The following is a 24,983-nucleotide window of genomic DNA, read 5'->3' on the forward strand; positions in this document are numbered from 1 at the left end:
CCCTCGATAAGCTCCCTAAGGCTGGTGAAACAAGGGGTTTACGGATTGAACAATGTGCTGGATTTTTCGCAGTGCATAAGTTTTTTTTGGAATATCTTTTATGAGAAAAACTTCTAAGCTTCTCGCAAGAATGTTCTTAGCTCTGATGTTACAAGTATGAAACGGTTTTACCCATAAATGTCGTCAAATATTTGGCGACTGATAAAGCACTATTAGGATTCAGGGAGATGTAACCATGCGCCGACTGACCCCCCTTTGCAGCTCGATTCTGTTGGCCATGGCCTGCATCTCCCAGGCACAGGCCATGACGATGACCGAGGCGATCCAGAGCACCATCGCCACTCACCCGGAACTGGCCTCGCGGGTGGACAGCCGTCTGTCGGCGGATGAAGACGTGAAAGTCGCCAAGGGCGGTTTTTATCCTTCCGTGGACCTGAATGCCTCGTATGGGCGCGGGTACAGCGACAACACCAACACCCGGGCCTTCGGTAATCACCACACCGAAATTCTCAACTACACCCAGTCGGAACTTCGTTTGCGGCAGATGCTGTTCGACGGTTTCAACACGTCCAACGAAGTCGAACGGACCAAGGGCGTGGTCAACTCCCGGGCCTATTACGCCCAGGGCACCGCCCAGGACCTGGCCCTGCGCACCATCGAGGTCTACCTCGAAGTGCTGAAGCGCCGCGAGCTGGTGACCCTGGCCAAGAACAACCTGCAGGCGCACCTGCGGGTCAACGACCAGATCGGCCTGCGCACCCAGCGCGGCATCGGCAGCAACGCCGACGCCGATCAGTCCGTGGCCCGTCGCGCCCTGGCCGAGAACAACCTAGACACCGCCGAAGTCGATCTGGCCGATGCCGAGGCCAACTTCTACGCCGTGGTCGGGCGCATGCCCGACGAACTGGAAACCGCGCCGTCGATCCGCGGTGAAATGCCCGCCTCGATCCAGGACGCCCAGCAGAGCATGGTCGATAACAACCCGTACCTGAAATCCGCCCAGGCTGACGTGCAATCGGCCGAGAGCCAGTACGAAGTGGCCAAATCGCCGTTCTACCCGCGCTTCGACGCGGAAGCGGCGGTGGGTGCGAACAACAACATCGCGGGTGAGGAAGGCCACGACAACGAGTGGCGCGTCGGCATCGTGATGAACTACAACCTGTTCCGTGGCGGCAGCGACAAGGCGCGGCTGGCCTCCGATGCACACAAGATCAATCAGGCACTGGACATCCGCAACAACGCCCTGCGCCAGCTCAACGAGAACATCCGCCTGGCCTGGAACGCCATGCTCAACGCCCGCAAACAAACACCGACCGCCCGCGAATACGCCGAAACCACCACCCGGGTGCGCGCGGCCTATCAGGATCAGTTCGGCCTCGGCCAACGCACCCTGCTCGACGTGCTCGACAGTGAAAACGAACTCTACAATGCCAACCGCCGCTATACCGAGGTACGCTACACCGAGGAATACTCGATGTACCGCGTCCTGGCCAACATGGGCGAGCTGTTGAGCAAGCAGCGCGTGGTGCTGCCCGCCGATGCGGTGGCCAGGACCGAAGTGAAAAGTGAAGCTCGCCTGCCTGAGTTGAGATAACGCAATGGAGCGATCCCTGTGACCAGCATGGAACCGGGCAACACCGGTGCCGATCCACGGCTGAGCTTCGATGACCCGCTTCTGGACGGTCTGCTGATTCTCTGCAAACTCCATGGCGCGACGGTCAGTCGCGCCAGCCTGAGTGCCGGGCTGCCAATGGCACACCAACGCATGAGCCCGGACCTGCTGCCACGCGCGGCGGCCCGGGCCAGTTTGCAGGCACGGCTGCTGCGCCGTGACCTGCAGGATATTTCCCCGCTCAACCTGCCGGTCCTGCTGATTCTCAACAGCGGTCGCACGGCGGTGCTGCGCCGCTTTGGCGAGGACGGCCGCGTGCTGATCCTGCCGAGCGAAGCCGACGGCGGCGAGCAATGGGTCAGCCGCGAAGAACTCACCGAAGACTACAGCGGCCAGGCCCTGTTCGCCCGGCCCCGGCACGAGCTCGAAGACTTGCGCTCGCCCCTGGTCCCTCGGGTCGAGGCGTGGTTTCGCGATACCTTGAAACTGTCGAAATGGCTGTACAGCGACGCCATCCTCGCCAGTTTCCTGATCAACCTGCTGGGGCTCATGGTGCCGCTGTTCGTGATGCAGACCTACGACCGGGTGGTGCCGAACCAGGCGACATCGACCCTGTGGGTGCTGTCCATCGGCCTGCTGATCGGCACCGGGTTCGAACTGGCGCTGCGGGTGGTGCGTGCCCACTTGCTGGACACGGCCGGCAAGAAAACCGACGTGATCCTGTCCGCCACGCTCTTCGAGCGCATCACCGGCATGTCGATGAAAGCACGCCCGGCGACCATCGGCGGGTTTGCCCAGAGCATCCACGACTTCCAGGGGCTGCGCGAATTTCTCACCGCCGTCACCCTGACCAGCCTGATCGACCTGCCGTTCGTCGTGCTGATGCTGTTGGTGATCGGCCTGCTCGGTGGCTGGCTGGTGGTGATTCCGTTGCTCGCCTTCCCCATCACCATCGTGTTTGCCATGGTGATCCAGGCGCGCCTGCGTGACACCGTGCAAAAAAGCCTGACCCTGGGCGCCGAGCGCCAGGCGCTGTTGATCGAAACCCTCGGCGGCCTGGAAACCCTCAAGGCCTGCAGCGCCGAAAGCGAACGCCAGCACAAATGGGAAAGCACCCACGGCGCCCTCACCCGCCTCGACAGCCATGCGCGCAACCTCTCGGCGCTGGCCACCAACGGTACGTTGTTCATCCAGCAGTTCTCCGGCATGGCGACCATCGTTGCTGGCGTGTACAGCATCATCGCTGGCAACCTGAGCGTGGGGGCGCTGGTGGCGTCGTACATGCTCGGCAGCCGGGTACTGGCCCCGCTGGGACAGATCGCCGGCCTGATCACCCGCTATCAGCAAGCGCAACTGACCATGAAGAGCACCGACGCGCTGATGAGCCTGCCGCAGGAACGCGACGCCCGCCAGCGCCCGCTGGAACGCACGCAATTGCAAGGCGCGCTGGACGTCAGCGGTGTGACCTTCCACTACAACGGCCAGAATGCGCCGGCACTGAACAACATCAGTTTCAGCCTCAAGCCCGGTGAACGGGTGGGCATCATCGGTCGCAGCGGTTCGGGCAAAAGTACCCTGGGGCGGTTGTTGATGGGGTTCTTCGAACCCGGTGAAGGGCAGTTGCTGCTCGATGGCCTGGACCTGCGACAACTCGACGTCGCCGACCTGCGCCAACAGATCGGTTACGTGGCCCATGACCTGCCGCTGCTCGCCGGCAGCCTGCGCGACAACCTGACCCTCGGTGCGCGCTACATCAGCGATTCGCGGATGCTGGAAGTGGCCGAGTTGACCGGTGTCACCGAACTGGCGCGTCAGCATCCACACGGCTTCGACCGGCCGGTCGGCGAGCGTGGGCAGTTGCTCTCCGGCGGTCAACGCCAGGCGGTGCTGCTGGCCCGGGCGCTGCTGCTCGACCCACCGATCATGCTGCTCGACGAACCCACCAGCGCCATGGACAACAGCAGCGAAGACATCCTGCGGCAGAAACTCCACGGCCTGGTCCAGGGCAAGACCCTGCTGCTGGTCACGCACCGCACCTCGATGCTCAGCCTGGTGGATCGGCTGGTGGTGCTGGACAACGGGAAGATCGTCGCCGACGGTCCGAAAGAAGCGGTCATCGATGCACTGCGCAAGGGCCGTGTCGGCTCTGCGGCCGTCTAGGAGGCCGCCATGGCATCTTCACAGAGTTCACGCGGTTACTTCGACAGCTTCAGCAAAAGCGCCGAGAGCGAATACATGCCGGAAACCGCCGGCGCTTCGTTGCAGGACTCGCCGCGCTGGTCGCGGATCACGGTCTGGCTCGCGGCGGCGTTGATCATCAGCGCCGTGGTCTGGGCCAAGTTCGCGGTGCTGGACGAAGTCACCATGGGCGAAGGCAAGGCGATTCCGTCGAGCAAGATTCAGGTGATCCAGAACCTGGAGGGCGGCATCGTCACCGAAATCTTCGTTCGCGAAGGGCAGATGGTGAACAAGGGCGACACCCTGCTGCGCCTGGATGACACGCGCTTTCTGTCGAACAAGGGCGAAAGCGAGGCCGACCGTTATGCATTGACCGCCCAGGTCGAGCGCCTGTCGGCCGAGGCCGAGGGGCGGCCGTTCAAGGTCTCGCAGGAAGTGATCGACAAGGCGCCGCAGGTGGCCGAAGACGAACGCGCACTGTACGAACAGCGCCAGCGTCGACTGGCCAGCGAACAACGCACCTTGACCGAACAACTGCGGCAGAAAACCCAGGAACTGGCGGAGTTTCGTTCCAAGCAGGGCCAGTACAGCTCCAGCCTGGCCTTGCTGCAACAGGAAATGAACATGTCAGCGCCGCTGGTGGGCACCGGCGCGGTGTCGCCCGTGGAAATCCTGCGGCTCAAGCGCAGCGCGGTGGAGATTCGCGGTTCGCTGAATGCCACGACGCTGGCGATTCCACGCGCCGAAGCGGCGATCGCCGAGATCAAGAGCAAGATCGACGAATCGGAACAGACCTTCCGCTCGGAGGCAGCCAAAGACCTCAACGAGAAACGCACCGACCTGTCGAAAATCACAGCATCGAGCATTGCCATCGATGACCGGGTGAGCCGCACCACCGTGGTGTCGCCGGTGCACGGGATCATCAAGGTGCTGAAGGTCAACACCATCGGCGGCGTGGTCCAGCCGGGCAGCGACATGGTGGAAATCGTCCCCATCGAGGACAACCTGCTGATCGAAGCCAAGGTGCGCCCACAGGACGTGGCCTTCCTGCATCCGGGGCAGAAAGCCATGGTCAAGTTCACCGCGTATGACTACACGATCTATGGCGGCTTGAGCGCCAAACTGGAATTGATCGGTGCAGACACCATCACCGACGACAAGGGCAACAGCTTCTACCTGATCCAGGTGCGCACCGACAAGAATCACCTGGGCGGGGATGTGAAGCCGTTGCTGATCATTCCGGGCATGGTGGCGACGGTGGACATCATCACCGGGGAGAAAAGCGTACTGGATTACCTGTTGAAACCGGTGCTGAAGGCACGGACCGAGGCGATGCGGGAGCGGTAATCCCGGTTCATGCGGGCCCCATCGCGAGCAAGCCCGCTCCCACAGTGTTTTTGTAGTGTTCACAGAATTTGTGAACAACCGAGATCCCTGTGGGAGCGGGCTTGCTCGCGATGGGGCCGCCACTGACAACCACTATTTCGGCCCATGATTACGCTGAAAAACCTCCTCCCCCATCGCCGCAATCTGCCCCTCGATCAACGCCTCGAAAGGCCTGAGCAACGGCTCGAAACTGACCGGCGCTTCCAGCACCTGCAACGCCTGGACAATCGCCTCCACCGTCGACAAGGCGCCCGGTCCCGGTGCCTTGCGCAACCGGTAGCGCGACACCCCGCCGTCGGCCAGGGTCACCCGAGGGAGCGCCGCCAACAGCGGATTGAGGTGCAGCAGCTTGCGCGCCTTGCGCCAGGTGCCATCGGGCACCACCAGCAGCAACGGCTGATCGGTCGCGCGGTAGGCCTGCATCGGCTGCGCCTCATCGCCAGGGAACAACAAGCGCGCCTCATACCCCGGCGGGTTCAACAGCGCCGGCAAATCCTCGAACACCTCGCCGACGATCAACTGCGCATTGTTCAATCCCAACGCGGCCAGCCGTGCGGTGTTCAGTGCGTGATTCACTTCGCTGGGGTGTTGCAACAGCAAAACCCGGGTACGGCTATCGAGGCTCGGAATCAATGCGCACAGGCAATGGGTTTGCGGGCGCAGGCAACGCGGGCAGTGGATTCTGGACATCGTGTGCTTTTCCTCAGGCCGCCTGGTTGAGCTGCGCTTTGAGCAGGTCGCGGAACGTCTGGATCAACGGTTCACGGCTGCGACCCCGGCGCACGATCATCGAAAACGGCGCCTGATATCCGAAGGTCGCCGGCAGCAGCACGCGCAAGTCGCCCTTGTCCGCCCAAGCCTGGGCATAGTGCTCCGGCAGGTAGCCGATGTAGGCGCCGGACAATACCAGAATCAGTTGCGCTTCCATGCTCTCCACCGTCGCCGCGCTGTGCTTGAAACCGTGGCGCGCCAGTTCGGCCTGGCTCCAGTAGCCCCGGCCGACCATGCGTTGCTGGGTAATGACCTGCTCGGGGATGCGGCGCTCGGCGAACAGCGGATGACGGTTGCTGCAATACAACCAGTGCTGCTCGCGATACAGCGGCATGTACACCAGCCCGCTCATGCGCGTGGAGAACGCGCCGATGGCCAGGTCGAGGCGGTTGTCCTGCACGCCGAGTTGCAGCTCATACGGGCTCATGACCGACAGGTGCAGGTGCACCGCCGGGTGTTCCTGACTGTAGGCGCCAATGGCTTCGGCGAACGGCAAGGCCTTGTCGCTGACCGTGGAATCGATCACCCCCAGGTTCAGGGTGCCGCGCAACTCGCCTTTCAACGCCGCCGCGTATTGCTCGAAACCTTCGAGCTCGGCGAGCAGGCGCAGGGTTTCCTGATGGAACAGTTCACCTTTGCTGGTCAGGCTGAACCCGCCTCGGCCCCGATGGCACAGCACCAGGCCGAGGGCGGCTTCGAGCTGGCTCATGTAGGTGCTGATCGCCGACGTCGAGAGATTGAGCTCCTGCTGGGCGTTGGCGAACCCCTGATGGCGCACCACGCTGACGAAGATGCGCAACAGCTTGAGGTCGGGTAAAGCATTGGCCATGGGGGGCTCCTGTCCGAGCGTGGAACCTGTGGGAGATGCGTAGGCCGGCAGTCTATCGCCCTGCCCACCATTAGTTTAGAAAAATCTGAACTAAGTATTTGCCCGTAGCGATTCTTCCGCCCCGCTGCTTTTCGCAGAATCGGCTCATAACGGTGCCCGTGCCTCCGCGGCCGGCGTATCCGCATAAATAAAACAACGATGATGAGGCCCCACCCGTGGACAAGATTCTTCACCAACCACTGGGCGGCAACGAAATGCCGCGCTTCGGCGGCATCGCCACCATGCTCCGACTGCCCCATGTGCCCACCGCTGCCGGCCTGGACGCTGCCTTCGTCGGCGTGCCGCTGGACATCGGCACTTCGCTGCGCCCCGGCACCCGTTTCGGACCGCGTGACATCCGCGCCGAATCGGTGATGATCCGCCCGTACAACATGGCCACCGGTGCCGCCCCGTTCGACTCGCTGTCGGTGGCCGACATCGGCGACGTGGCGATCAACACCTTCAACCTGCTGGATGCCGTGCGGATCATCGAAGAATCCTACGACAACATCCTCGAACACGACGTGATCCCGTTGACCCTGGGCGGCGACCACACCATCACCCTGCCCATCCTGCGTGCCATCCATAAAAAGCACGGCAAGGTCGGCCTGGTGCACATCGACGCCCACGCCGATGTCAACGATCACATGTTCGGCGAGAAAATCGCCCACGGCACCACCTTCCGTCGCGCCGTCGAAGAAGGCCTGATCGATCCGCAGCGTGTGGTGCAGATCGGCCTGCGTGCCCAGGGTTATACCGCTGACGATTTCAACTGGAGCCGCAACCAGGGCTTCCGCGTGGTCCAGGCCGAAGAATGCTGGCACAAATCCCTGGCGCCACTGATGGCTGAAGTTCGCGAGAAGGTCGGCGGCGGCCCGGTGTACCTGAGCTTCGACATCGACGGCATCGACCCGGCTTGGGCGCCCGGCACCGGCACCCCGGAAATCGGCGGCCTGACGACCATTCAGGCCATCGAGATCGTTCGTGGCTGCCAGGGTCTCGACCTGATCGGCTGCGATCTGGTAGAAGTCTCGCCCGCCTACGACACCACCGGCAACACCTCGCTGCTGGCCGCCAACCTGCTGTACGAAATGCTCTGCGTACTGCCCGGCGTTGTCCACCGCTGAGGATCGGCCATGACTGAACGTGATCAGGTTTTGCAAGCGGCCGCCGATCTGGTGGCCGCCTTTGCCCGCAATGATCGCGAGGCCTATTTCGGCGCCTTCAGCGCCGACGCCAGCTTCGTGTTCCACACCCTCGAACAGCCCCTGCTGTCGCGCGATGCCTACCAGGTGTTGTGGGACAACTGGCGCGCCGAGGATGGCTTCGAAGTGCTGTCGTGCATGTCGAGCAACGCTTTCGTCAGCCTGCAGGGTGACGTGGCGATTTTCATCCATGACGTGGCCACCGAGCTGCGCATGCAAGGGGAGCAACACTTCAGCCAGGAGCGCGAGACGATTGTTTTCAGAAAACAGGCGTCTGGCCAAGAACAACAAGGCCTGTGGCTGGCCTGTCACGAACATTTATCCGCGATGCCGGAAGGGCTGCCAATCCCTTAGCCAAACAGGTGACGCTCGCACACGATGAGCGCGCCTTTATGATCGGAGCAGATCATGAATAACAACAACAACGACCAAAGCCTTACGCAGATTGAAACCCACGGGGTCGAGCAGATCCCGGACCACGAGCGCACCGCAGGCCCGACGGACTTGTTCCGGATGATCTTCGGTGGTTCGAACACCTTTGCCACCGCCGTGCTCGGCAGCTTCCCGGTGCTGTTCGGCCTGTCCTTCCAGGCGGGCGTGGCGGCGATCGTGCTGGGCGTGCTGCTCGGCTCGCTGATTCTCGCGCCGATGGGCCTGTTCGGCCCGCTCAACGGCACCAATAACGCCGTGTCTTCCGGTGCGCATTTCGGCGTGCATGGGCGGATCGTCGGTTCGTTCCTCTCGCTGTTGACCGCCATCGCCTTCTTTTCGCTGTCGGTGTGGAGCTCGGGGGACGCGCTGATCGGTGGCGCCAAGCGCCTGATCGGTCTGCCGGAAACCGACCTGACCCTGGGCCTGGCCTACGGTCTGTTCGCCATTCTGGTGCTGACGGTGTGCATCTACGGTTTCCGCTTCCTGCTGTGGGTCAACAAGATCGCGGTGTGGAGCGCCAGCCTGCTGTTCCTGCTGGGCGTGTTCGCCTTCGCCGGCCCCTTCGATGTCAACTACGCCGGCACAGTGAGCCTCGGTCAACCGGGCTTCTGGGCCGCGTTCATCGGTGCGGCGCTGGTGGCGATGAGCAACCCGATTTCCTTTGGTGCGTTCCTCGGCGACTGGTCGCGCTACATCCCCCGTGAAACGTCCAAGCGTCAGATCATGGCGGCGGTGCTGATCTCGCAGATCGCCACGTTCATCCCGTTCCTGTTCGGTCTCGCGACGGCCACCATCGTTGCGATCAAGGCACCGGACTACATTGCCGCCAACAACTATGTCGGCGGCCTGCTGGCGGTTTCGCCGAACTGGTTCTTCCTGCCGGTATGCCTGATTGCAGTGATCGGCGGCATGTCCACCGGCACCACGTCGCTGTATGGCACCGGGCTGGACATGTCCAGCGTATTCCCCAGAGTGCTGTCGCGGGTCAAGGCCACGTTGCTGATTGGCGTGATGTCGATCGCCTTCATCTTCATCGGACGCTTCGCCGCGAACCTGGTGCAGAGCGTCTCGACCTTCGCCGTGCTGATCATCACCTGCACCACCCCGTGGATGGTGATCATGATCATCGGCCTGGTGGTGCGGCGCGGCTTCTACTGCCCGGACGACCTGCAAGTGTTCACCCGGGGCGAGAAAGGCGGCCGGTACTGGTTCGCCCACGGCTGGAACTGGCGCGGGCTGGGGGCCTGGATCCCGAGTGCGCTGGTGGGCCTGTGCTTCGTGAACCTGCCGGGGCAATTCGTCGGTGTGCTCGGCAACCTGGCGGATGGCATCGACATCAGCCTGCCGGTGACCCTGGGCCTGGCTTCGGTGGTGTACCTAGTGCTGTTGAGCCTGTTTCCGGAACCGGCTGCGGTGTTCGGGCCGGATGATGCGCGCAGCAAAGGCGCAACAACGGATACCGCGTTGCGCCAGGTTGCCTGATAGACGCCTTACCTGTGGGAGCGGGCTTGCCCGCGATGACCGCGGCACATCCGACATCGATGTGACTGACCGATCGCTATCGCGAGCAAGCCCGCTCCCACAAAAAGCAGTGCCACAGAACCTCTTTGTTTCACCATAAAAAAGACAATCGGAGACACGCCACCATGGCATTGGATTTATTCGTCGTTCTCATATACGCCGCTGCGATGCTGGTCCTCGGCTACTTCGGCATGCGCAAGGCCAAGACCAACGAAGAGTTTCTGGTCGCCGGCCGTAACCTCGGCCCGACCCTGTACATGGGCACGATGGCGGCCACCGTTCTGGGCGGCGCCTCCACGGTCGGCACCGTACGCCTGGGCTATGTGCATGGCATCTCCGGTTTCTGGCTGTGCGCCGCACTGGGTTGCGGGATCGTGGCGCTGAACCTGTTTCTCGCCAAGCCGCTGTTGAAGCTCAAGATCTACACCGTGACTCAGGTCCTGGAAAAACGCTACAACCCGATGGCCCGTTCCGCGAGTGCGGTGATCATGCTGGCCTACGCGCTGATGATCGGCGTGACCTCGATCCTGGCCATCGGCACCGTGTTGCAAGTGCTGTTCGGCCTGCCGTTCTGGGTCTCGGTACTGCTGGGCGGTGGCGTGGTGGTGATGTATTCGGCCATCGGCGGCATGTGGTCGCTGACCCTGACCGACATCGTCCAGTTCATCATCAAGACCGTCGGCCTGATGTTCATCCTGCTGCCGATCTGCCTGTACCGCGTGGGCGGCTGGGATGAACTGGTGACCAAACTGCCGGCGGCGAGCTTCAGCTTCACCACCATCGGTTGGGACACCATCATCACCTACTTCATGATCTACTTCTTCGGCATCCTGATCGGCCAGGACATCTGGCAACGGGTGTTCACAGTCAAGACCGCCAAGGTCGCGCAATACGCCGGTACGTTCGCCGGCCTGTACTGCATTCTCTACGGCCTGGCCTGCGCCCTGATCGGCATGGCCGCCCACGTGTTGATCCCGGATCTGGACAACGTCAACAACGCGTTTGCCGCCATCGTCAAACTGTCCCTGCCGGATGGCATCCGTGGCCTGGTGATCGCCGCTGCACTGGCCGCCATGATGTCCACGGCCAGCGCCGGCCTGCTCGCCGCCGCCACCACCCTGAGTGAAGACCTGCTGCCGAAACTGCGTGGCGGCAAACAGTCGAGCCTGAGCCTCAACCGCCTGGTGACCTTGCTGACCGGTGTGGTCGTGCTGGGCATTGCCCTGGTGGTGAACGATGTGATCAGCGCCCTGACCCTGGCGTACAACCTGCTGGTGGGCGGCATGTTGATCCCGCTGATCGGTGCTATCTTCTGGAAACGCGCGACCACCGCCGGCGCCATCGCCAGCATGGGCCTGGGCTTTGCCACGGCCTTGCTGTTCATGGTCAAGGACGGTCTGGATGCCAACACCCCGATCTACTACAGCCTGGTGGTCGGCCTGGTGAGCTTCGTTGTGGTGAGCCTGATGTCCCGCCGCCCGGCAGTGGTGGCCAGCGCCATTTGAGCTGAACATAACGAAACAATGCTTTCTTCGACGGGTGTGGCGTCGGTGGCCACACTCGTTTTTTGCTGTCCCATAGTCTGACCATTCGTCGTTACTGATATTTCTGACAGTGGTTCACGCGCAAGCGCTCACCCTATTCTCGGGCTGTGAATCGCTCTCCCCGAGAGAGGGTTCTCACTCCTGACATGACTTAAAGAGGTGAAAAAATGAGCGCTAAACAATCGCATCCCCCTTCAGACAAAATCCCGAGCAGCGTACGTGTCGGAGACACAGTAACGATCAACGGGCAGGTTGGCGGGGCTCTCATGGGCGTGTATGCCGTGGACTTCAGTAATCCCGAGGAACGATGCCTGGTCCCAATTTCCCGAATCTCGCCGGAAAGCTTTTATTTTGTCGTATCCGGCAATCTGATTTCGGGAGAAATCTGGGTGGATCTGGATGAGAACAGTCCACTGGGCAGCCGGGTGAGCCTGGGCAGAACCGTCATTTCCCCCTGATCAAGGCCTACCACTCCACTCTGGTCGACTACGCGCGCAGCCTGCAACGCCTGCGCGCGCTGCCAATCCGCACGGTGCGCGGCGGGCACTTCGGCAGTTTCTCCGGTGACCATCTGCGCGCAATGATTGACGAGTGGCAGCGCTCCCACGACTGAAGCCTGCTGTACTCAATGTCGGGGCCACATCGGTCATGCCCCTGAAGAACTCACATGAAAAGAGCTGCCGTGCGTGCCGCCGTGCATCGCTTCATCAGCCGTCTGCTGGAAGACCAGGAGGACTTCGACGATGACGCCAGTCTGATGGAATTGGGTTTGGAAAAAGCGGATATCGAAGACCTGATCTTCCATCTGGAAGATGAGCTGGGGCTGACGGCGTTTACCGCAGAAGAAGACCAGATGCTCAAGAACGCCAGGACGGCGAATGATTTGAGCCGGTTTTTGCTTGCCATTGCACGGCACTGAACCGGCCAAGGCTGAGTGCAAGCCGAGCGGCAGGCACCCGGACAGCGGGCCCGCGGTGGCCGCGGTGGCCGCAGTGGCTACCGCATGGCGGTTTGAACGCGATTACCGGCGGCGCTGCTGGCGTCGACGCTGCTCATCGTCTGTCCGAATAGGCACGGGTTGCATGGGTGGTTCGATCAGACCCAGCGCAACACCGAGGTCGTGCAGCCAGTTTTGGATTTTCTCTTTCATGGTGCCCCCCTTCAGGGTAATGCTCGGTGGCTGAAATTCTGTAGCCCCTTCCTCGGTGGCTGAAATTCTGTAGCCCCTTCCTCGGTGGCTGAAATTCTGTAGCCCCTTCGCACTGATAATAGTCCGAAGTCCTACGCAATGCTCAGCAAAATCCGCAAGGATCTGTTACTGAATGGATCCGAATACCTGACCGATAGTTCAAGCCGTCGCCTGCGCGGGAATCGCCGCCGAGGGAAAGTCCATCTGCTGTTGCTCGATCCAGGCATTCAGGTTGGCCCCGACCATGCCCTTGCGCCACATCAGCCAGGTGGTCGCACTGGCGAACGGCTCGGCCAGCGGGTGCACCGCGACGCTTTCGCGCCCCGGCAGGCTGGCGAGCATCGACTCGGCCATCAACGCCACCCCGGAGCCGGCAATCACGCAGGCGAGCATCCCCTGGTAGGACTCGATCTCCATCGCCCGCCCCATGGCCGCATGATAGTGCGCAAACCAGGCTTCCAGGCGCATCCGGTACGAACAGCCCTGGCGAAAGGTGAACACCGCCCGCCCCTGCACGTCCAGCGCACTGCGTACCGGCGGGTGATCGGCTTCGCTGATCAGCACCAGGCGTTCATCGCACAGTGGCACGCCGTCGAGGCCCGCCAACTCCAGCGGGCCGTCCACCAGCGCCGCATCCAGGCGTCCGCTGAGCAACCCCTCCAGCAGTTCCCCACTGGGCCCGGCGTGCACCTGCAGGTTCACGGCCGGGTAGGTGCGGTGATAGCGCGCCAACAGTGTCGGCAGGTGGATAGCGGCGGTGCTGTACATCGTCCCCAGCACGAAATCTCCCGCCGGCTGCCCGCCCTGCACCGCCGATTGCGCTTCGTCGTGCAGGCTGAAGAGTTTGGCGGTGTAGTCCAGCAGGACTTTTCCCGCAGGTGAAAGCTGCAAGCGCTGTCGCTCGCGAAGGAAAAGCTCCACACCCAGTTGCTCTTCCAGTTGTTTGAGCCGGGTCGACAGGTTCGACGGCACCCGGTGCAACCGCTCGGCGGCGCGAGTGACGGAGCCCTCCTGCGCGACCGCCTGGAAAATCCGCAATTGGCTGAATTCCACAATATTCTCCAAATCAGAATAAGTTACTCACTATTATTCATTTTTAAAGAAAGTCAATCAGTCCTAGCCTGACGGTCATTGATCCTCTGCAGGAACCCCGACCATGTCGCCTATGATTCGCCTACTCGCCAGCTTCATCGCCCTCATGATGGCCATGGGCATCGGCCGATTCGCCCTCACCCCGCAAATGCCGCACCTGCTCAGTGAAGGCCAGATCGACCTGACCGAAGCCGGCCTGATTGCCGCCGCCAACTACCTGGGTTACTTCGTGGGGGCGCTCGACGCGATGTTCGCCCGCCAGCACCATCACGTGCGGCAGCGGTTGCTCGGCGGCTTGTGGTTGTGTGTGGTGCTGACCCTCGCCTCCTTCTGGGCCAACGGTTTCTGGTCACACCTGCTGTTGCGCTTCGGTACCGGCGTGGCGAGTGCCTGGGTGCTGGTGATGATCACTGCACTGAGCCAGCCACTCGCCGCAGCAGCTGGCCGGCCCCGCCTGGGCGCGCTGGTCTTCGCCGGACCTGGCCTGGGTATTTTCCTGACGGGGTTGCTGGCGCTGGGCTCACACTTGCTGGGACAGACGTCCGCCACCCTGTGGCTGATTTATGCGGCGGTCGCCCTGGTGATGTTGCTGATGGTCCTGCCATTCCTGCCACAACCGGCGGCCGCTGTTGCCGCGACCGCCCACGCCACACATTCGGGCAATCAGGGCATCGGTCGCCTGGGCTTGATCTATGGCCTGTACGGCCTGGGTTACATCATCCCGGCCACCTTCCTCTCGCAAATGGCCAACGCGCAATTCCACGGACAATGGCAAGCCGACCTGTTCTGGCCATGCTTTGGCCTGGCGTCCGCGCTCGGCGTGGTTCTGGTGAGTCTGCGTCGACACAACCCTGACGCCACCCGTCGCTGGTTGATGGTCACGCTGTGGTTGCAGGCGGCCGGCGTGTTCGCCTGCCTGTTGAACAGTGGTGTCGGCCTGGCGCTGGGCGTGCTGCTGTGCGGCACACCGTTTCTGGCTTGCATGCAACTGGTGATGCAACGCTCGAGGGAACAGGCGCCCCACGCGACCCAGCGCAATGCAGGTCTGCTGACCGCATGCTTCGCCGTTGGCCAGCTCGCCGGCCCGCTGCTGGCCGCTTCGAGCAGCCATTTCAGCGGCGGCTTGCAACCGGCGTTGATCGTGGCAGGCACCGGTCTGCTGGTTGCGGGCGCGCTGTCGCTCAGCCCGATTACGCGGCAGCTGAGCGCCGGCGCCCCAACCGTTCAACGGTGATAAGCGGGCCAGCGCAAAAGCGGCCCATCAGGGCCGCTTCAGTGTCAGCTCAGTTCGATGCGATCAGCATGAATGACGATCTGGCCATTCTTGTACAACGCGCCAATGGCCTTCTTGAAGTTGCCCTTGCTGACGCCGAACAGGCTGCTGATCAACGCGGGATCGCTCTTGTCACTGACGGCCAGGGTGCCGTTGTTTTCACGCAACTTGGCGAGGATTTTCGAGTTGAGGCTGGTGGCCGCTTCCTGGCCGACCGGTTGCAGGCTCAGGCTGATCTTGCCGTCGGTGCGGACCTCCTTGATAAACCCCTTCTCCTGTTTGCCGGCGCGCATGAACTTGAAGATTTCGTTCTTGTGGATCAGGCCCCAGTGCTTGTTGTTGATGATTGCCTTGAACCCCATGTCGGTAGCTTCGGCAACCAGCAGATCAACTTCCTGGCCAGGCGCATAGTTGGCGGGCGTCTTGTCCAGGTAGCGGTCCAGACGGGCGGTCGCGGTAATGCGGCGGGTATGCTTGTCGAGGTAGACATGCACCACCACATACTCGCCCGCTGTCATCTGGCGCTTTTCTTCCGAATAGGGCAGCAACAGGTCCTTGGGCAAACCCCAATCCAGGAAAACACCGATGCTGTTGACTTCAACAACTTTCAAACTGGCAAATTCACCCACTTGAACTTTTGGCTTTTCAGTTGTTGCGATAAGTTTGTCATCGCTGTCCAGATAAACGAAAACATTGAGCCAGTCTTCATCTTCACTGGGAATATCTTTTGGAATATAACGATTAGGCAAAAGAATTTCGCCGTCCGCGCCACCGTCCAGATATAAACCAAAGTTAGTGTGTTTAACCACTTGCAAACTGTTGTAACGCCCGACTAAAGCCATTTCCAATACCCTCATTGCGTGGGCGGCATTCTACCTGTTTTTGCCGGCTGCGCCCGGCGCCCGAACGCGCAGATCGAGAAAAGGCGCTCGGAGTCCTGATTTTACTGTGGTTGCCATCCGCATCCGGCCATTCGTCAGGCAGCCCCGGCAACCGGCGCCGAAGGATGCAGGCGAAAAAACGATTTAAACGCGGTGATCTTCTTATTCAAAACAGCAGCTTACGGTCCTGTTCCGGACAATAACTTGCGATGGGTCAGCGAACTCCCTGCCCGTTCCCGGGGATATTTACCAAGCAATTACCAGCTCGTTCCTGTACGATGACTGGCCAAATTGATTTTCTACAGGTAATTGGCCGCCATGCGCGTAAAAGCATCCAACAGCAAAGCAAAGCCAGCTCCAGCCGTTGAAACCAGCGAATCGATCAACGACCAGATTGCTGCCTTCCTCAAGTCCGGTGGCCAGATCCAGCAAATTGCCAAAGGCGTGAGCGGCCAGACGTTCGGCCCGTCCAAGCAGATCACCCTGGGCAAGAAGTAACACCCGCATCATCCGGTCCCTGAGCGCTTTGAGTATCGAAGCGCTTGGACTGACCTCCCCCCGCAACCCCCTCCCAAATTGCACAAAATCGACGAACGGCCTTCGCCGCCGAGCATTCGCCGGTATGCTTGCACGCGTCTAGATCAAGTATTTCATCGATTTTCGGTTCTGCTCCTCGCGGTCATGGAGTGACGCATGCTCAAGCCCTTTCTCTTGCTGGTCGGCAGCCTGCTGTGGTGCTCGGCGGTCAGCGCGCAGATTTTCCAGCGTGAACTGGGAGACTTCGACCTCAAGCTTGGCACCACGCCGAGCCGCAGCATGGCACAGGGCCTGGTCAAACCTTCGGCCACCGGCTCTTTTCACGGCGGCCTGGATCTGAGCCACGACAGCGGCTTGTACGTCGGCCAGTGGTCGCCCAGCGTGGGACTGAGCCCGGGGAGCAATCTCGAAGTCGATTCCTACATGGGCTTTAAACAACCCTTCGACCAGACCCTGGGCTATGAAGTCGGGATGATTCATTACAGCTACCCGAAGCTTGAGACTCTCGACTCCCATGAATTCTTTGGTGGCTTGACCCTGCTCGGCAGCCGGTTCGGCGCCGCCTTCAGCAACGACCCGGACAAACAGAACAGCACCCTGTTCGCCGACCTGGGTGGCAATCAGCCGTTCGGCATCGGGATCAGCATGAAATACACCACCCACCAGCTCAACACCCCCGTTTCGGTGGACGGAGGCTACGTCAGCAGTTTCAACGATTGGTCGCTGAAATTGTCCCGGCCGTTCATGGGTATCGACCTGGACCTGATCTACAGCGACTCCAGCCTGAGCGGCAGCGATTGCTCGGCCTATTCAGGGCGCAACAGCCAGTGCGACGGACTGGTCACCCTCAAGGCGGAACGCGCGTTCTATTGATTGGCTGAACTGGGAGGCTCATCCTGCGTTCACATGAGAACCCAGGCTTTCGCAAGGACTCGCCCATGTCGCGCTGGTTGAAGTGTCTCGCCGTTGTCATCACCCTCAGTCTCGCCCTCGGTGCCTGCAGCCGGGTGGGCCTGGCCTACCGCAATCTCGACGTGATCATTCCCTGGACGCTCAGCGATTACCTGGACATGAACGGCGAGCAGAAAGGCTGGTTCAACGAGCGCCTGCAGGAACACCTCACCTGGCATTGCACCACGCAACTGCCCGGCTACCTCGACTGGCTCGACCGCCTGCAGGCAATGGTAGCGAGCAACCAGATCAACGACGCCGAGCTGCAAGCCCGCACTCAGGAAGCCAAGCAGGCGATTGCCCAGACCGCCCGGGAAATCACGCCTTCGGCCATCGAGCTGTTGCAGGGGCTGGATGACCGGCAGGTGGCAGAAATGAACGAGGCGTTCGCCAAGGACCTGCGCAAGCGCCAGCAGGAATACCTCGAGCCCTCCCTCGATCAGCAGATCAAGGAACGCAGCGAGCGCATGGAAAAACGCCTGAATGACTGGCTCGGTCCGATCAGCCCTTCTCAGCAGCAGCGCGTGGTCAGTTGGTCGAATGCCTTGGGCGACCAGAACACTCAATGGATCGCCAACCGTGCCCATTGGCAGAAGCAGTTCAGCGCAGCGGTCGCACAACGCAAGAGCCCGCAGTTCCCACAGAGAATCGAGACGCTTCTGGTGAATCGCGAAAGTTTATGGACGCAGGACTACCGTCAGGCGTACGCCAACACCGAAGCCCAGGCGCGCAGCCTGATCGTCGACCTGATGGCGCAAAGCACGCCGGCCCAGCGCCAGCGGCTGCAGAAAAAGATCGAGGGGGTTCGCAAGGACTTCAATGATCTGAAGTGTCTGAAAGCGGCTCGGCAGGCGTAATTGCAGCACAACCCTCCTGTAGGAGCGAGCCGGCTCCGGGCGGCGTTCCGACGATAGCCGTCTGACAGTCAACTTATCATCGACATGTTAAACGCAATCGTCGGAACGCCGCCTGGAGCCGGCTCGCTCCCACAGAGATCGCTGGATAACCGAAGGGGTTCAGGCAATCTGCGCCTTCGACGCCAGCTCATCGAACGTCACCTCATCCAGCGCGTCGTCCTGATCGTCCAGCACTTGCCGTGGGTGATCATTCCCGGGAATGCTACTGTCGATCAGGCTCAGCAACCTCGATCCACGCAGGGTCAGGATGTAGTTGGAACCCGTGCCGCCCTCTTCTTCGGGCCGAGGCTCGATGTAGCCCCGCTCCAGCAGTAACTTTTCGTACTCACCGGCCACCGCTTTCAGATGGTCCAGGTTTTCGGTCGCCTCGCCTTCCGTGGCTTTCTGCGCCGCGTACTGTTCGGCATAGGGCCGTGGGGTGAAGCTGGCAGCGCCGTTCTGCACTTCGTGCAGCAGGCGTTCAATCAAATCCCAGTTATAAGTCGTCATCCTGTTCAACCTCCAAAGCCCGTGAATGTGATGGCCTTCATCGGTTGTGACCGGTTGCCGGTGCAGCCGTTCCGCCTGGTTTTGCGTGACGACCGACCGGCGGTATGTCGATCCGGGTGGGGGCGCAGCGACTAGGCTATGTCAGTCCCCTCCCAGCGTTGCGCAGGAGAAAACGCGATGAACACTCAGAATCATCCGGTCGTCTCGCGAGAAGATTGGCTCGCGGCCCGCAAACAACACCTGACTCACGAAAAAGCCTTCACCCGTGAACGAGACAAACTCAGTGCCGAACGTCGCGCCTTGCCTTGGGTGAAAATCGACAAGGACTATCGCTTTCAAGGCCCCAAGGGTGAGCTGAAACTGGCTGACCTGTTCGGCGGCCGCAGTCAGTTGATCATCTACCACTTCATGTTCGCCGACGGCTGGGACGAAGGCTGCCCCGGCTGCTCGTTCCTGTCTGACCACATCGACGGTGCCAACCAGCATCTGGCTCACCATGACGTTGCGGTCGTGGCGGTGTCCCACGCACCACTGGCTGAATTTCAGGCGTTCAGACAGCGCATGGGCTGGAAATTCGATTGGGTGTCGTCAGCAGGTTGCGATTTCAACTACGACTTCGGCGTCTCGGCCCGCGCGGAAGACGTCGCGGCCGGCAAAGCTACGTACAACTACGAAAAGTCCGATGGAGCGGAGGAGGAACTCCCGGGCCTGAGCGTATTTTTTCGCAATGAAGCCGGCGAGATCTTCCACACCTATTCCACCTATGCGCGCGGTCTCGACCTGTTGGTCGGCGCCTACAACTTCCTCGACCTGACACCCAAGGGCCGTAATGAAGATCAGATCATGGAATGGGTGCGGCACCACGATCGTTACGAGGGCCAGACCTCTGCGGGTTGCTGTCACAAAGACCAGAGCGCGGAACTTTAAGGGGCCCGGTGACCTCAACCGATTGACCGCCCAAAACGGAACCGAGGCCCACTCCATGAAAACCCTGCTGAACATCACCCTCGCCGCCACGCTCGCCTGCGCATTGCCCGCCTGGGCCTGCACGCCCGAGGAAGCCACTGCCAAGCGCGAACAGCTCGCCCGTGAAGTCACCAAGCTCACCGAGCAGAATCCGGCCAAGGCCAAGGAGATCAACGACGAGCTGCAGAAGATGGACCTGGGCACGGCCAGTGCGGACCTGCCGGACAAATGCCAATTGATAGACCAGCGCCTGAAAGAATTGGGGTCGGCGGAAAAGAAAGCCGAGGGTTGATCGCTTCAAGCGAATTGCACGCCAAAAAAAACCGGACATCTGTCCGGTTTTTTTAAGCGCGGGTGCGGGGCTTACTCAGCCGCCGGCGCCTGCGGCTTGCGACGCTTGAGCGGTGCCATGCCGTCCTTGCTGACCAGCGCCGGCACTTCGGCCTTCGGACGGTTGGCGCTCTTGCGCTTGGTCGGGGTCTTGGCGGCCACTTTTTTCTTGTCGCCCTTGGCGTCGGTCTTTTTCTTCTTCACGCCGACGGCTTTGCCCGAGGCCTTGACCTTTTTCGGCCCGCCGTAGGTGCCTTTGACTTCCTTGATGGTGCGACGCTCGAAGCTCTGCTTGAGGTAGCGCTCGATGCTCGACATCAGGTTCCAGTCGCCATGGCAGATCAGCGAGATCGCCAGGCCATCGTTGCCGGCACGACCGGTGCGGCCGATGCGGTGAACGTATTCGTCGCCGCTGCGTGGCATGTCGAAGTTGATCACCAGGTCCAGGCCATCCACGTCCAGGCCGCGCGCGGCGACGTCGGTGGCGACGAGGATTTTGACGCCGCCCTGCTTCAGGCGATCGATGGCCAGCTTGCGGTCCTTCTGGTCTTTTTCACCGTGCAGGACGAACGCCTTGTACTCCTGCGCCACCAGGCGACCGTAGATGCGGTCGGCCATGGCCCGGGTATTGGTGAAGATAATGGCCTTCTGGTAGGTCTCGTTGGCCAGCAACCAGTTCACGATCTGCTCTTTGTGCTGGTTGTGGTCAGCGGTGATGATCTGCTGGCGGGTGGTTTCGTTCAGTTGGCTGACCGCGTTGAGCTGCAGGTGCTCAGGGTTGTTGAGGACCTTGGCGACCATCTCGCGCAGGCCCGAACCCCCGGTGGTGGCGGAGAACAGCATGGTTTGCTGGCGGTTGGCGCATTCGTCAACCAGACGCTGTACGTCATCGGCAAAGCCCATGTCGAGCATGCGGTCGGCTTCGTCGAGGACCAGCACTTCGACTTCTTTCAAGTCGAGGTTGCCGGCGTTCAACTGCTCGATCATCCGCCCCGGCGTTCCGATCAGGATGTCCGGCACCTTGCGCAGCATCGCGGCCTGGACCTTGAAGTCTTCACCGCCGGTGATCAGGCCGGACTTGATGAAGGTGAATTGCGAGAAGCGTTCGACTTCCTTCAAGGTCTGCTGGGCCAGTTCACGGGTCGGCAGCAGGATCAGGGTCTTGATGCTGACACGGACTTTGGCCGGGCCGATCAGACGGTTGAGGATGGGCAGGACGAACGCCGCGGTCTTGCCGCTGCCGGTTTGCGCCGTCACCCGCAGGTCACGCCCCTGGAGCGCGAGCGGAATAGCCGCTGCCTGCACAGGCGTAGGCTCGACAAATTTAAGCTCGGCCACGGCTTTGAGCAGGCGTTCGTGCAGGGCGAATTCGGAAAACACGGGTGCTACCTCGAAGAAATGCAAAAAATCAGCGGTATAGGTTACCGGTTTCGGGCGCGCAGGCCGAGTTTCTTTATGCAATCGCCGGCAAACTGTGGCTTTTGTGTTGCTTGTTTTGTCCTCAAATGTCATCCAAGGCGTCTTAAATGCTCTAATCGCCGCGACGCGCCCTCATAGAAGAATCGTTTTTACCCATGGACATCAAACAGCTCTGGCTCAACACCCAAGACCTTTGGGGAGCACTCGATCAACATCCGCTTCTGCGCTCCGGCCTCGGGCTGCTGCTGTTGCTGGGGGTGGCACTGGTCCTCGGACGAGTGGCGCGCTACCTGATCCTGCACGCGACCAAAATGCTCGGCCGCCAACCCGCCCTCCACTGGATCAACGACTTTCGACAGAACAAGGTGTTTCACCGCCTGGCGCAAATGGTGCCGCCGCTGGTGTTTCAGTTCGGCCTGCACCTGGTGCCGGAGCTGGGCAAGACCAGCCTGGTGTTCCTGGGCAACATTGCGTTGGCGTCGAGCATTCTGTTCCTGCTGCTGGCGGTCAGCGCCCTGCTCAGCGCCCTGCTGGACATCTACGCACGCACCGAACACGCCCGCACCCGTTCGATCAAGGGTTATGTGCAACTGGCGAAAATGGTCTTGTACGTGCTGGGCGCGATCATCATCGTCGCCACCCTCATCGACCGTTCGCCCCTGTTGCTGCTGTCGGGTCTGGGTGCCATGTCGGCGGTGATCTTGCTGGTCTACAAGGACACGCTGCTGTCATTCGTCGCCAGCGTGCAATTGACCAGCAACGACATGTTGCGGGTCGGCGACTGGATCGAGATGCCCCAGGTGGGTGCCGACGGCGACGTGGTGGACATCACGTTGCACACCGTCAAGGTGCAGAATTTCGACAAGACCATCGTCTCCATCCCCACCTGGCGCCTGATGTCCGAATCGTTCCGTAACTGGCGCGGCATGCAGCAATCCGGAGGCCGGCGGATCAAACGCAGCCTGTTCATCGATGCCAGTGGTGTGCGTTTCATCCGTGACGACGAGGAGCAGAAACTGTCCCAGGTGCACCTGCTGACCGACTACATCAGCCGCAAGCAGGCTGAACTCAAAGCGTGGAACGAAGCCCAGGGCAACGTGGCAGCGATGTCGGCCAACCGCCGGCGGATGACCAATATCGGCACGTTCCGGGCATACGCACTGGCGTATTTGAAGAGCCATCCGGAAATCCAGCCGAACATGACCTGCATGGTGCGGCAGCTGCAGACCACGGCCCAGGGCATCCCGCTGGAAATCTACTGTTTCACCCGCACCACGGTGTGGGCCGATTACGAGCGGATACAGGGGGATATTTTCGATTACCTGCTGGCGGTGCTGCCGGAGTTTGGCTTGAGCCTGTACCAACAGCCCAGTGGCGGGGATCTGCGGGCAGGGTTACTGCCAGCGGTGTTGGGCGCGAGTCATATCCCGGAACCAGAAAAACACATCATGTAAGTAGCACCGCCTTTCCCTGTGGGAGCGGGCTTGCTCGCGAAGGCGGTGTGTCAGACAAATCAATATCGCCTGACACACCGCCTTCGCGAGCAAGCCCGCTCCCACAAAAAGCCAATCGCCGATCAGTGTGCTGGGATAGCTCTGCGCACACCCAACCGACTGATCCACACCGCTGCCAGAATCACCGACCCGCCGAGCAGCAAGCGGCCCAATTCCTCATGCTGATTCCAGATCAGCAAGTTGAGCAGCAACCCCACGGGCACATGCAGGTTGTTCATCACCGCCAGGGTGCCGCCATTGACCAGGCACGCGCCCTTGTTCCACCAGTACAACCCCAGTGCGGTCGAAACCAGGCCAAGAAATACCAGCACGCCCCATTGCAGCGGCGCTTCGGGCAGGAAGTTCTGCTTGCCGAACAACAGGAACGCCGGCAAGGCCACCGCCAGTGCCCCCAGGTAGAAGTAACCGAAGCGCCGGTAATGCGGCAGGTCGCTCGGATGCCGCGCCACCAGATGCTTGTAGAGCACTTGCCCGGCGGCGTAGGTGAAATTGGCCAGTTGCAGCAGCAGGAACCCCATGAAGAAATCCGGGTTGATACGGTCAAAGCGAATCACCGCCGCGCCCATCACCGCCACCAGTGCGGCGACCAGGGCCCAGGGATTGAAACGCCGGCTCAGCGCGTCTTCGATCAAGGTCACATGCAACGGCGTAAGAATGGTGAACAGCAGCACTTCGGGCACGGTCAGCACCCGGAAGCTCAGGTACAGGCAGACGTAGGTCACGCCAAACTGCAACGCGCCGATCAGCAGCATGCCGCGCATGAACGCCGGCTCCACCGAACGCCAGCGCGTCAGGGGAATGAACACCAGCCCCGCCAGCAGCACCCGCACCAGCACCGCGAAGTAACTGTCAACGTGACCGGCCAGGTATTCGCCGATCAGACTGAAGGAAAACGCCTGGATCAGCGTGACAAAAAGTAGATAGCCCATGTTCGCCTCATTTGGAATGGCGGCGACGATAGCGGGTTTTATCGATGATCGCGAGAACACATGGAACACTGTGGGAGCGGGCTTGCCCGCGATGGCGTCATCGGGTCCGACATCTCTGTCGAACGGCACACCGCTATCGCGAGCAAGCCCGCTCCCACAAGTTCATGTGGCGCTCACAAAATCCCAAGCAAAAAAAAGCCCGATCTCGCTAATGCGTACAATCGGGCGGCAGCACTCAGGAGCAACAAGTGCAAAGGGAGGTTCGATGCGCGTGAAACCTTGAAGGGGATTCGCCAGACAATTTGACCCTCAAGGGATTATCTGGCGATTAAAGCTCAAGCCACCTGGGCAAGTTTGGCGTTGGCCTGGTTCAGGCCCTTCTCCTGGAAGTCACCACCCAGGTTCATGCCTTCGGCATGAATGAAGGTCACGTCGTGGATGCCGATGAAGCCCATGACCTGACGCAGGTACGGTTCCTGATGGTCCGCCGGGCCACCGGCGTAGATCCCGCCGCGAGCCGTCAACACGTAGGCACGCTTGCCACTGAGCAAGCCTAGCGGGCCGGTTTCGGTGTATTTGAACGTCACGCCGGCACGCAGCACATGGTCGAGCCAGGCCTTCAGGGTGCTCGGGATGGCGAAGTTGTACATGGGTGCGGCCAGGACCAGCACATCGGCGGCCAGCACTTCGTCGGTCAACTGGTTGGAACGCTCCAGGGAGGCCTGTTCGATCTCGCTGCGCTGCTCGGCGGCTTTCATCCAGCCGCCCAGCAGGTTGATGTCCAGGTGCGGCACCGGGCTGACGGCCAGATCACGTACGGTGATCTCGTCTTGCGGATGCGCGGCTTTCCATTGGTTGATGAAGGTCTGGGTCAGTTGACGCGAAACCGAGTCTTGCTGGCGGGCGCTGCTTTCGATGATCAGAACGCGGGACATGGAATGTAGGCTCCATCTGAGAATGCTGTAAGTCGATGGAGTGA

Annotated in this window: 25 protein-coding genes and 1 pseudogene; 17 read left to right on the forward strand and 9 right to left on the reverse strand. The window is 61.2% G+C overall.

The genetic code is table 11. The annotated features are described in order from the left end of the window. Positions 1-235 precede the first annotated feature (235 nt). The 3 genes from QIW53_RS07330 to QIW53_RS07340 are packed head-to-tail and all read left to right on the forward strand — an operon-like array spanning position 236 to position 5,137. Positions 236-1,594 (forward strand): TolC family outer membrane protein, encoded by a 1,359-nt coding sequence (locus QIW53_RS07330; RefSeq protein WP_371048966.1) that lies wholly within the window; start codon positions 236-238, stop codon positions 1,592-1,594. 18 nt (positions 1,595-1,612) lie between these two features. Beyond that, positions 1,613-3,772, forward strand: coding sequence for a type I secretion system permease/ATPase (locus tag QIW53_RS07335; protein WP_371048967.1), 2,160 nt, complete (start codon positions 1,613-1,615; stop codon positions 3,770-3,772). Between the two features lie 9 nt (positions 3,773-3,781). Next, entirely contained in the window at positions 3,782-5,137 is a 1,356-nt protein-coding gene (locus QIW53_RS07340; RefSeq protein WP_371048968.1) for an HlyD family type I secretion periplasmic adaptor subunit, read from the forward strand. 132 nt (positions 5,138-5,269) lie between these two features. Here the strand turns inward: QIW53_RS07340 and QIW53_RS07345 are convergent, their stop codons facing one another. After that, a complete protein-coding gene (locus QIW53_RS07345; RefSeq protein ID WP_371048969.1) occupies positions 5,270-5,866 on the reverse strand; it encodes a tRNA-uridine aminocarboxypropyltransferase in 597 nt (198 codons plus the stop codon). Positions 5,867-5,879: 13 nt separating this feature from the next. After that, positions 5,880-6,776 carry a LysR family transcriptional regulator gene (locus tag QIW53_RS07350; protein ID WP_192302205.1) on the reverse strand — a complete coding sequence of 299 codons (897 nt, stop codon included), beginning with the start codon at positions 6,774-6,776 and terminating at the stop codon, positions 5,880-5,882. A gap of 215 nt (positions 6,777-6,991) precedes the next feature. On the opposite strand from QIW53_RS07350, the gene speB reads away from it, so the two are divergent. The 7 genes and pseudogenes from speB (at position 6,992) to QIW53_RS07385 (ending at position 12,436) form a co-directional block, all read left to right on the forward strand. Then, the gene (gene speB / locus QIW53_RS07355) at positions 6,992-7,942 is read left to right on the forward strand and encodes an agmatinase (RefSeq protein ID WP_371048970.1); all 951 of its coding nucleotides are present in this window, start codon (positions 6,992-6,994) and stop codon (positions 7,940-7,942) included. A 9-nt stretch (positions 7,943-7,951) separates the two neighbouring features. After that, positions 7,952-8,374, forward strand: a complete 423-nt coding sequence (locus QIW53_RS07360) for a YybH family protein (RefSeq protein ID WP_371048971.1) — start codon at positions 7,952-7,954, stop codon at positions 8,372-8,374. A gap of 54 nt (positions 8,375-8,428) precedes the next feature. Beyond that, positions 8,429-9,934: a purine-cytosine permease family protein gene (locus tag QIW53_RS07365; protein WP_371048972.1), complete on the forward strand. Its 1,506-nt coding sequence runs from the start codon at positions 8,429-8,431 to the stop codon at positions 9,932-9,934. A gap of 164 nt (positions 9,935-10,098) precedes the next feature. Next, complete coding sequence (locus tag QIW53_RS07370; RefSeq protein WP_371048974.1) at positions 10,099-11,478, forward strand: sodium:solute symporter; 1,380 nt, start codon at positions 10,099-10,101, stop codon at positions 11,476-11,478. Between the two features lie 206 nt (positions 11,479-11,684). Continuing rightward, the gene (locus QIW53_RS07375) at positions 11,685-11,975 is read left to right on the forward strand and encodes a hypothetical protein (protein WP_371048975.1); all 291 of its coding nucleotides are present in this window, start codon (positions 11,685-11,687) and stop codon (positions 11,973-11,975) included. Further along, positions 11,969-12,130, forward strand: a pseudogene (locus QIW53_RS07380) (MBL fold metallo-hydrolase); the annotation flags it as partial. The gene QIW53_RS07375 and the pseudogene QIW53_RS07380, both read left to right, overlap by 7 nt. Before the next feature lie 54 nt (positions 12,131-12,184). After that, a complete protein-coding gene (locus tag QIW53_RS07385; RefSeq protein ID WP_371048976.1) occupies positions 12,185-12,436 on the forward strand; it encodes an acyl carrier protein in 252 nt (83 codons plus the stop codon). Between the two features lie 102 nt (positions 12,437-12,538). Here QIW53_RS07385 and QIW53_RS07390 read toward each other — a convergent pair whose 3' ends face one another. Further along, the gene (locus QIW53_RS07390; protein WP_257737111.1) at positions 12,539-12,667 is read right to left on the reverse strand and encodes a PA1414 family protein; all 129 of its coding nucleotides are present in this window, start codon (positions 12,665-12,667) and stop codon (positions 12,539-12,541) included. A gap of 198 nt (positions 12,668-12,865) precedes the next feature. Next, positions 12,866-13,759 (reverse strand): putrescine utilization regulator PtrR, encoded by an 894-nt coding sequence (gene ptrR / locus QIW53_RS07395; RefSeq protein WP_371048977.1) that lies wholly within the window; start codon positions 13,757-13,759, stop codon positions 12,866-12,868. A 103-nt stretch (positions 13,760-13,862) separates the two neighbouring features. Here ptrR and QIW53_RS07400 point away from each other — a divergent pair, with 103 nt between their 5' ends. Next, positions 13,863-15,032: an MFS transporter gene (locus QIW53_RS07400; protein WP_371048978.1), complete on the forward strand. Its 1,170-nt coding sequence runs from the start codon at positions 13,863-13,865 to the stop codon at positions 15,030-15,032. A gap of 44 nt (positions 15,033-15,076) precedes the next feature. Here QIW53_RS07400 and QIW53_RS07405 read toward each other — a convergent pair whose 3' ends face one another. Next, on the reverse strand, positions 15,077-15,913 hold the full coding sequence (locus QIW53_RS07405) for a CvfB family protein (RefSeq protein ID WP_371048979.1): 837 nt from the start codon (positions 15,911-15,913) through the stop codon (positions 15,077-15,079). Positions 15,914-16,270: 357 nt separating this feature from the next. On the opposite strand from QIW53_RS07405, the gene QIW53_RS07410 reads away from it, so the two are divergent. From QIW53_RS07410 to QIW53_RS07420, 3 genes are all read left to right on the forward strand, one after another. Further along, the gene (locus QIW53_RS07410) at positions 16,271-16,450 is read left to right on the forward strand and encodes a hypothetical protein (protein WP_192302214.1); all 180 of its coding nucleotides are present in this window, start codon (positions 16,271-16,273) and stop codon (positions 16,448-16,450) included. A 195-nt stretch (positions 16,451-16,645) separates the two neighbouring features. Further along, on the forward strand, positions 16,646-17,362 hold the full coding sequence (locus QIW53_RS07415; protein WP_371048980.1) for a TorF family putative porin: 717 nt from the start codon (positions 16,646-16,648) through the stop codon (positions 17,360-17,362). 65 nt (positions 17,363-17,427) lie between these two features. Continuing rightward, entirely contained in the window at positions 17,428-18,297 is an 870-nt protein-coding gene (locus QIW53_RS07420) for a DUF6279 family lipoprotein (protein ID WP_371048981.1), read from the forward strand. A 159-nt stretch (positions 18,298-18,456) separates the two neighbouring features. Here the strand turns inward: QIW53_RS07420 and QIW53_RS07425 are convergent, their stop codons facing one another. Continuing rightward, positions 18,457-18,846 (reverse strand): transcriptional regulator, encoded by a 390-nt coding sequence (locus tag QIW53_RS07425; protein WP_371048982.1) that lies wholly within the window; start codon positions 18,844-18,846, stop codon positions 18,457-18,459. Positions 18,847-19,023: 177 nt separating this feature from the next. Here QIW53_RS07425 and QIW53_RS07430 point away from each other — a divergent pair, with 177 nt between their 5' ends. Together QIW53_RS07430 and QIW53_RS07435 are read left to right on the forward strand one after the other, a co-directional pair. Continuing rightward, a complete protein-coding gene (locus QIW53_RS07430; protein WP_371048983.1) occupies positions 19,024-19,773 on the forward strand; it encodes a DUF899 domain-containing protein in 750 nt (249 codons plus the stop codon). 55 nt (positions 19,774-19,828) lie between these two features. Next, positions 19,829-20,104: a hypothetical protein gene (locus QIW53_RS07435; protein ID WP_371048984.1), complete on the forward strand. Its 276-nt coding sequence runs from the start codon at positions 19,829-19,831 to the stop codon at positions 20,102-20,104. A 71-nt stretch (positions 20,105-20,175) separates the two neighbouring features. Here QIW53_RS07435 and QIW53_RS07440 read toward each other — a convergent pair whose 3' ends face one another. Next, positions 20,176-21,522: a DEAD/DEAH box helicase gene (locus tag QIW53_RS07440; RefSeq protein WP_371048985.1), complete on the reverse strand. Its 1,347-nt coding sequence runs from the start codon at positions 21,520-21,522 to the stop codon at positions 20,176-20,178. 194 nt (positions 21,523-21,716) lie between these two features. Here QIW53_RS07440 and QIW53_RS07445 point away from each other — a divergent pair, with 194 nt between their 5' ends. Continuing rightward, positions 21,717-23,015 carry a mechanosensitive ion channel family protein gene (locus QIW53_RS07445; protein ID WP_371048986.1) on the forward strand — a complete coding sequence of 433 codons (1,299 nt, stop codon included), beginning with the start codon at positions 21,717-21,719 and terminating at the stop codon, positions 23,013-23,015. Positions 23,016-23,137: 122 nt separating this feature from the next. On the opposite strand, the gene QIW53_RS07450 is transcribed toward QIW53_RS07445, so the two are convergent. Together QIW53_RS07450 and QIW53_RS07455 are read right to left on the reverse strand one after the other, a co-directional pair. Further along, complete coding sequence (locus QIW53_RS07450; protein WP_371048987.1) at positions 23,138-24,004, reverse strand: carboxylate/amino acid/amine transporter; 867 nt, start codon at positions 24,002-24,004, stop codon at positions 23,138-23,140. A gap of 335 nt (positions 24,005-24,339) precedes the next feature. After that, a complete protein-coding gene (locus QIW53_RS07455; RefSeq protein ID WP_371048988.1) occupies positions 24,340-24,939 on the reverse strand; it encodes an FMN-dependent NADH-azoreductase in 600 nt (199 codons plus the stop codon). Positions 24,940-24,983 lie beyond the last annotated feature (44 nt).

Origin of the sequence: Pseudomonas fluorescens (genome assembly GCF_041354075.1) — a bacterium.
Classification (GTDB): Bacteria; Pseudomonadota; Gammaproteobacteria; order Pseudomonadales; family Pseudomonadaceae; genus Aquipseudomonas; species Aquipseudomonas fluorescens_CE.

What these genes read in the sequence shown, in the direction of transcription:
- QIW53_RS07330 (WP_371048966.1), top strand. Translation starts at nt 236, where the DNA reads ATGCGCCGACTGACCCCCCTTTGCAGCTCGATTCTGTTGGCCATGGCC.
- QIW53_RS07340 (WP_371048968.1), top strand. Translation starts at nt 3,782, where the DNA reads ATGGCATCTTCACAGAGTTCACGCGGTTACTTCGACAGCTTCAGCAAA.
- QIW53_RS07345 (WP_371048969.1), bottom strand. Translation starts at nt 5,866, where the DNA reads ATGTCCAGAATCCACTGCCCGCGTTGCCTGCGCCCGCAAACCCATTGC.
- QIW53_RS07350 (WP_192302205.1), bottom strand. Translation starts at nt 6,776, where the DNA reads ATGGCCAATGCTTTACCCGACCTCAAGCTGTTGCGCATCTTCGTCAGC.
- QIW53_RS07360 (WP_371048971.1), top strand. Translation starts at nt 7,952, where the DNA reads ATGACTGAACGTGATCAGGTTTTGCAAGCGGCCGCCGATCTGGTGGCC.
- QIW53_RS07365 (WP_371048972.1), top strand. Translation starts at nt 8,429, where the DNA reads ATGAATAACAACAACAACGACCAAAGCCTTACGCAGATTGAAACCCAC.
- QIW53_RS07370 (WP_371048974.1), top strand. Translation starts at nt 10,099, where the DNA reads ATGGCATTGGATTTATTCGTCGTTCTCATATACGCCGCTGCGATGCTG.
- QIW53_RS07375 (WP_371048975.1), top strand. Translation starts at nt 11,685, where the DNA reads ATGAGCGCTAAACAATCGCATCCCCCTTCAGACAAAATCCCGAGCAGC.
- QIW53_RS07385 (WP_371048976.1), top strand. Translation starts at nt 12,185, where the DNA reads ATGAAAAGAGCTGCCGTGCGTGCCGCCGTGCATCGCTTCATCAGCCGT.
- QIW53_RS07390 (WP_257737111.1), bottom strand. Translation starts at nt 12,667, where the DNA reads ATGAAAGAGAAAATCCAAAACTGGCTGCACGACCTCGGTGTTGCGCTG.
- QIW53_RS07400 (WP_371048978.1), top strand. Translation starts at nt 13,863, where the DNA reads ATGTCGCCTATGATTCGCCTACTCGCCAGCTTCATCGCCCTCATGATG.
- QIW53_RS07405 (WP_371048979.1), bottom strand. Translation starts at nt 15,913, where the DNA reads ATGGCTTTAGTCGGGCGTTACAACAGTTTGCAAGTGGTTAAACACACT.
- QIW53_RS07410 (WP_192302214.1), top strand. Translation starts at nt 16,271, where the DNA reads ATGCGCGTAAAAGCATCCAACAGCAAAGCAAAGCCAGCTCCAGCCGTT.
- QIW53_RS07415 (WP_371048980.1), top strand. Translation starts at nt 16,646, where the DNA reads ATGCTCAAGCCCTTTCTCTTGCTGGTCGGCAGCCTGCTGTGGTGCTCG.
- QIW53_RS07420 (WP_371048981.1), top strand. Translation starts at nt 17,428, where the DNA reads ATGTCGCGCTGGTTGAAGTGTCTCGCCGTTGTCATCACCCTCAGTCTC.
- QIW53_RS07425 (WP_371048982.1), bottom strand. Translation starts at nt 18,846, where the DNA reads ATGACGACTTATAACTGGGATTTGATTGAACGCCTGCTGCACGAAGTG.
- QIW53_RS07430 (WP_371048983.1), top strand. Translation starts at nt 19,024, where the DNA reads ATGAACACTCAGAATCATCCGGTCGTCTCGCGAGAAGATTGGCTCGCG.
- QIW53_RS07435 (WP_371048984.1), top strand. Translation starts at nt 19,829, where the DNA reads ATGAAAACCCTGCTGAACATCACCCTCGCCGCCACGCTCGCCTGCGCA.
- QIW53_RS07445 (WP_371048986.1), top strand. Translation starts at nt 21,717, where the DNA reads ATGGACATCAAACAGCTCTGGCTCAACACCCAAGACCTTTGGGGAGCA.
- QIW53_RS07450 (WP_371048987.1), bottom strand. Translation starts at nt 24,004, where the DNA reads ATGGGCTATCTACTTTTTGTCACGCTGATCCAGGCGTTTTCCTTCAGT.
- QIW53_RS07455 (WP_371048988.1), bottom strand. Translation starts at nt 24,939, where the DNA reads ATGTCCCGCGTTCTGATCATCGAAAGCAGCGCCCGCCAGCAAGACTCG.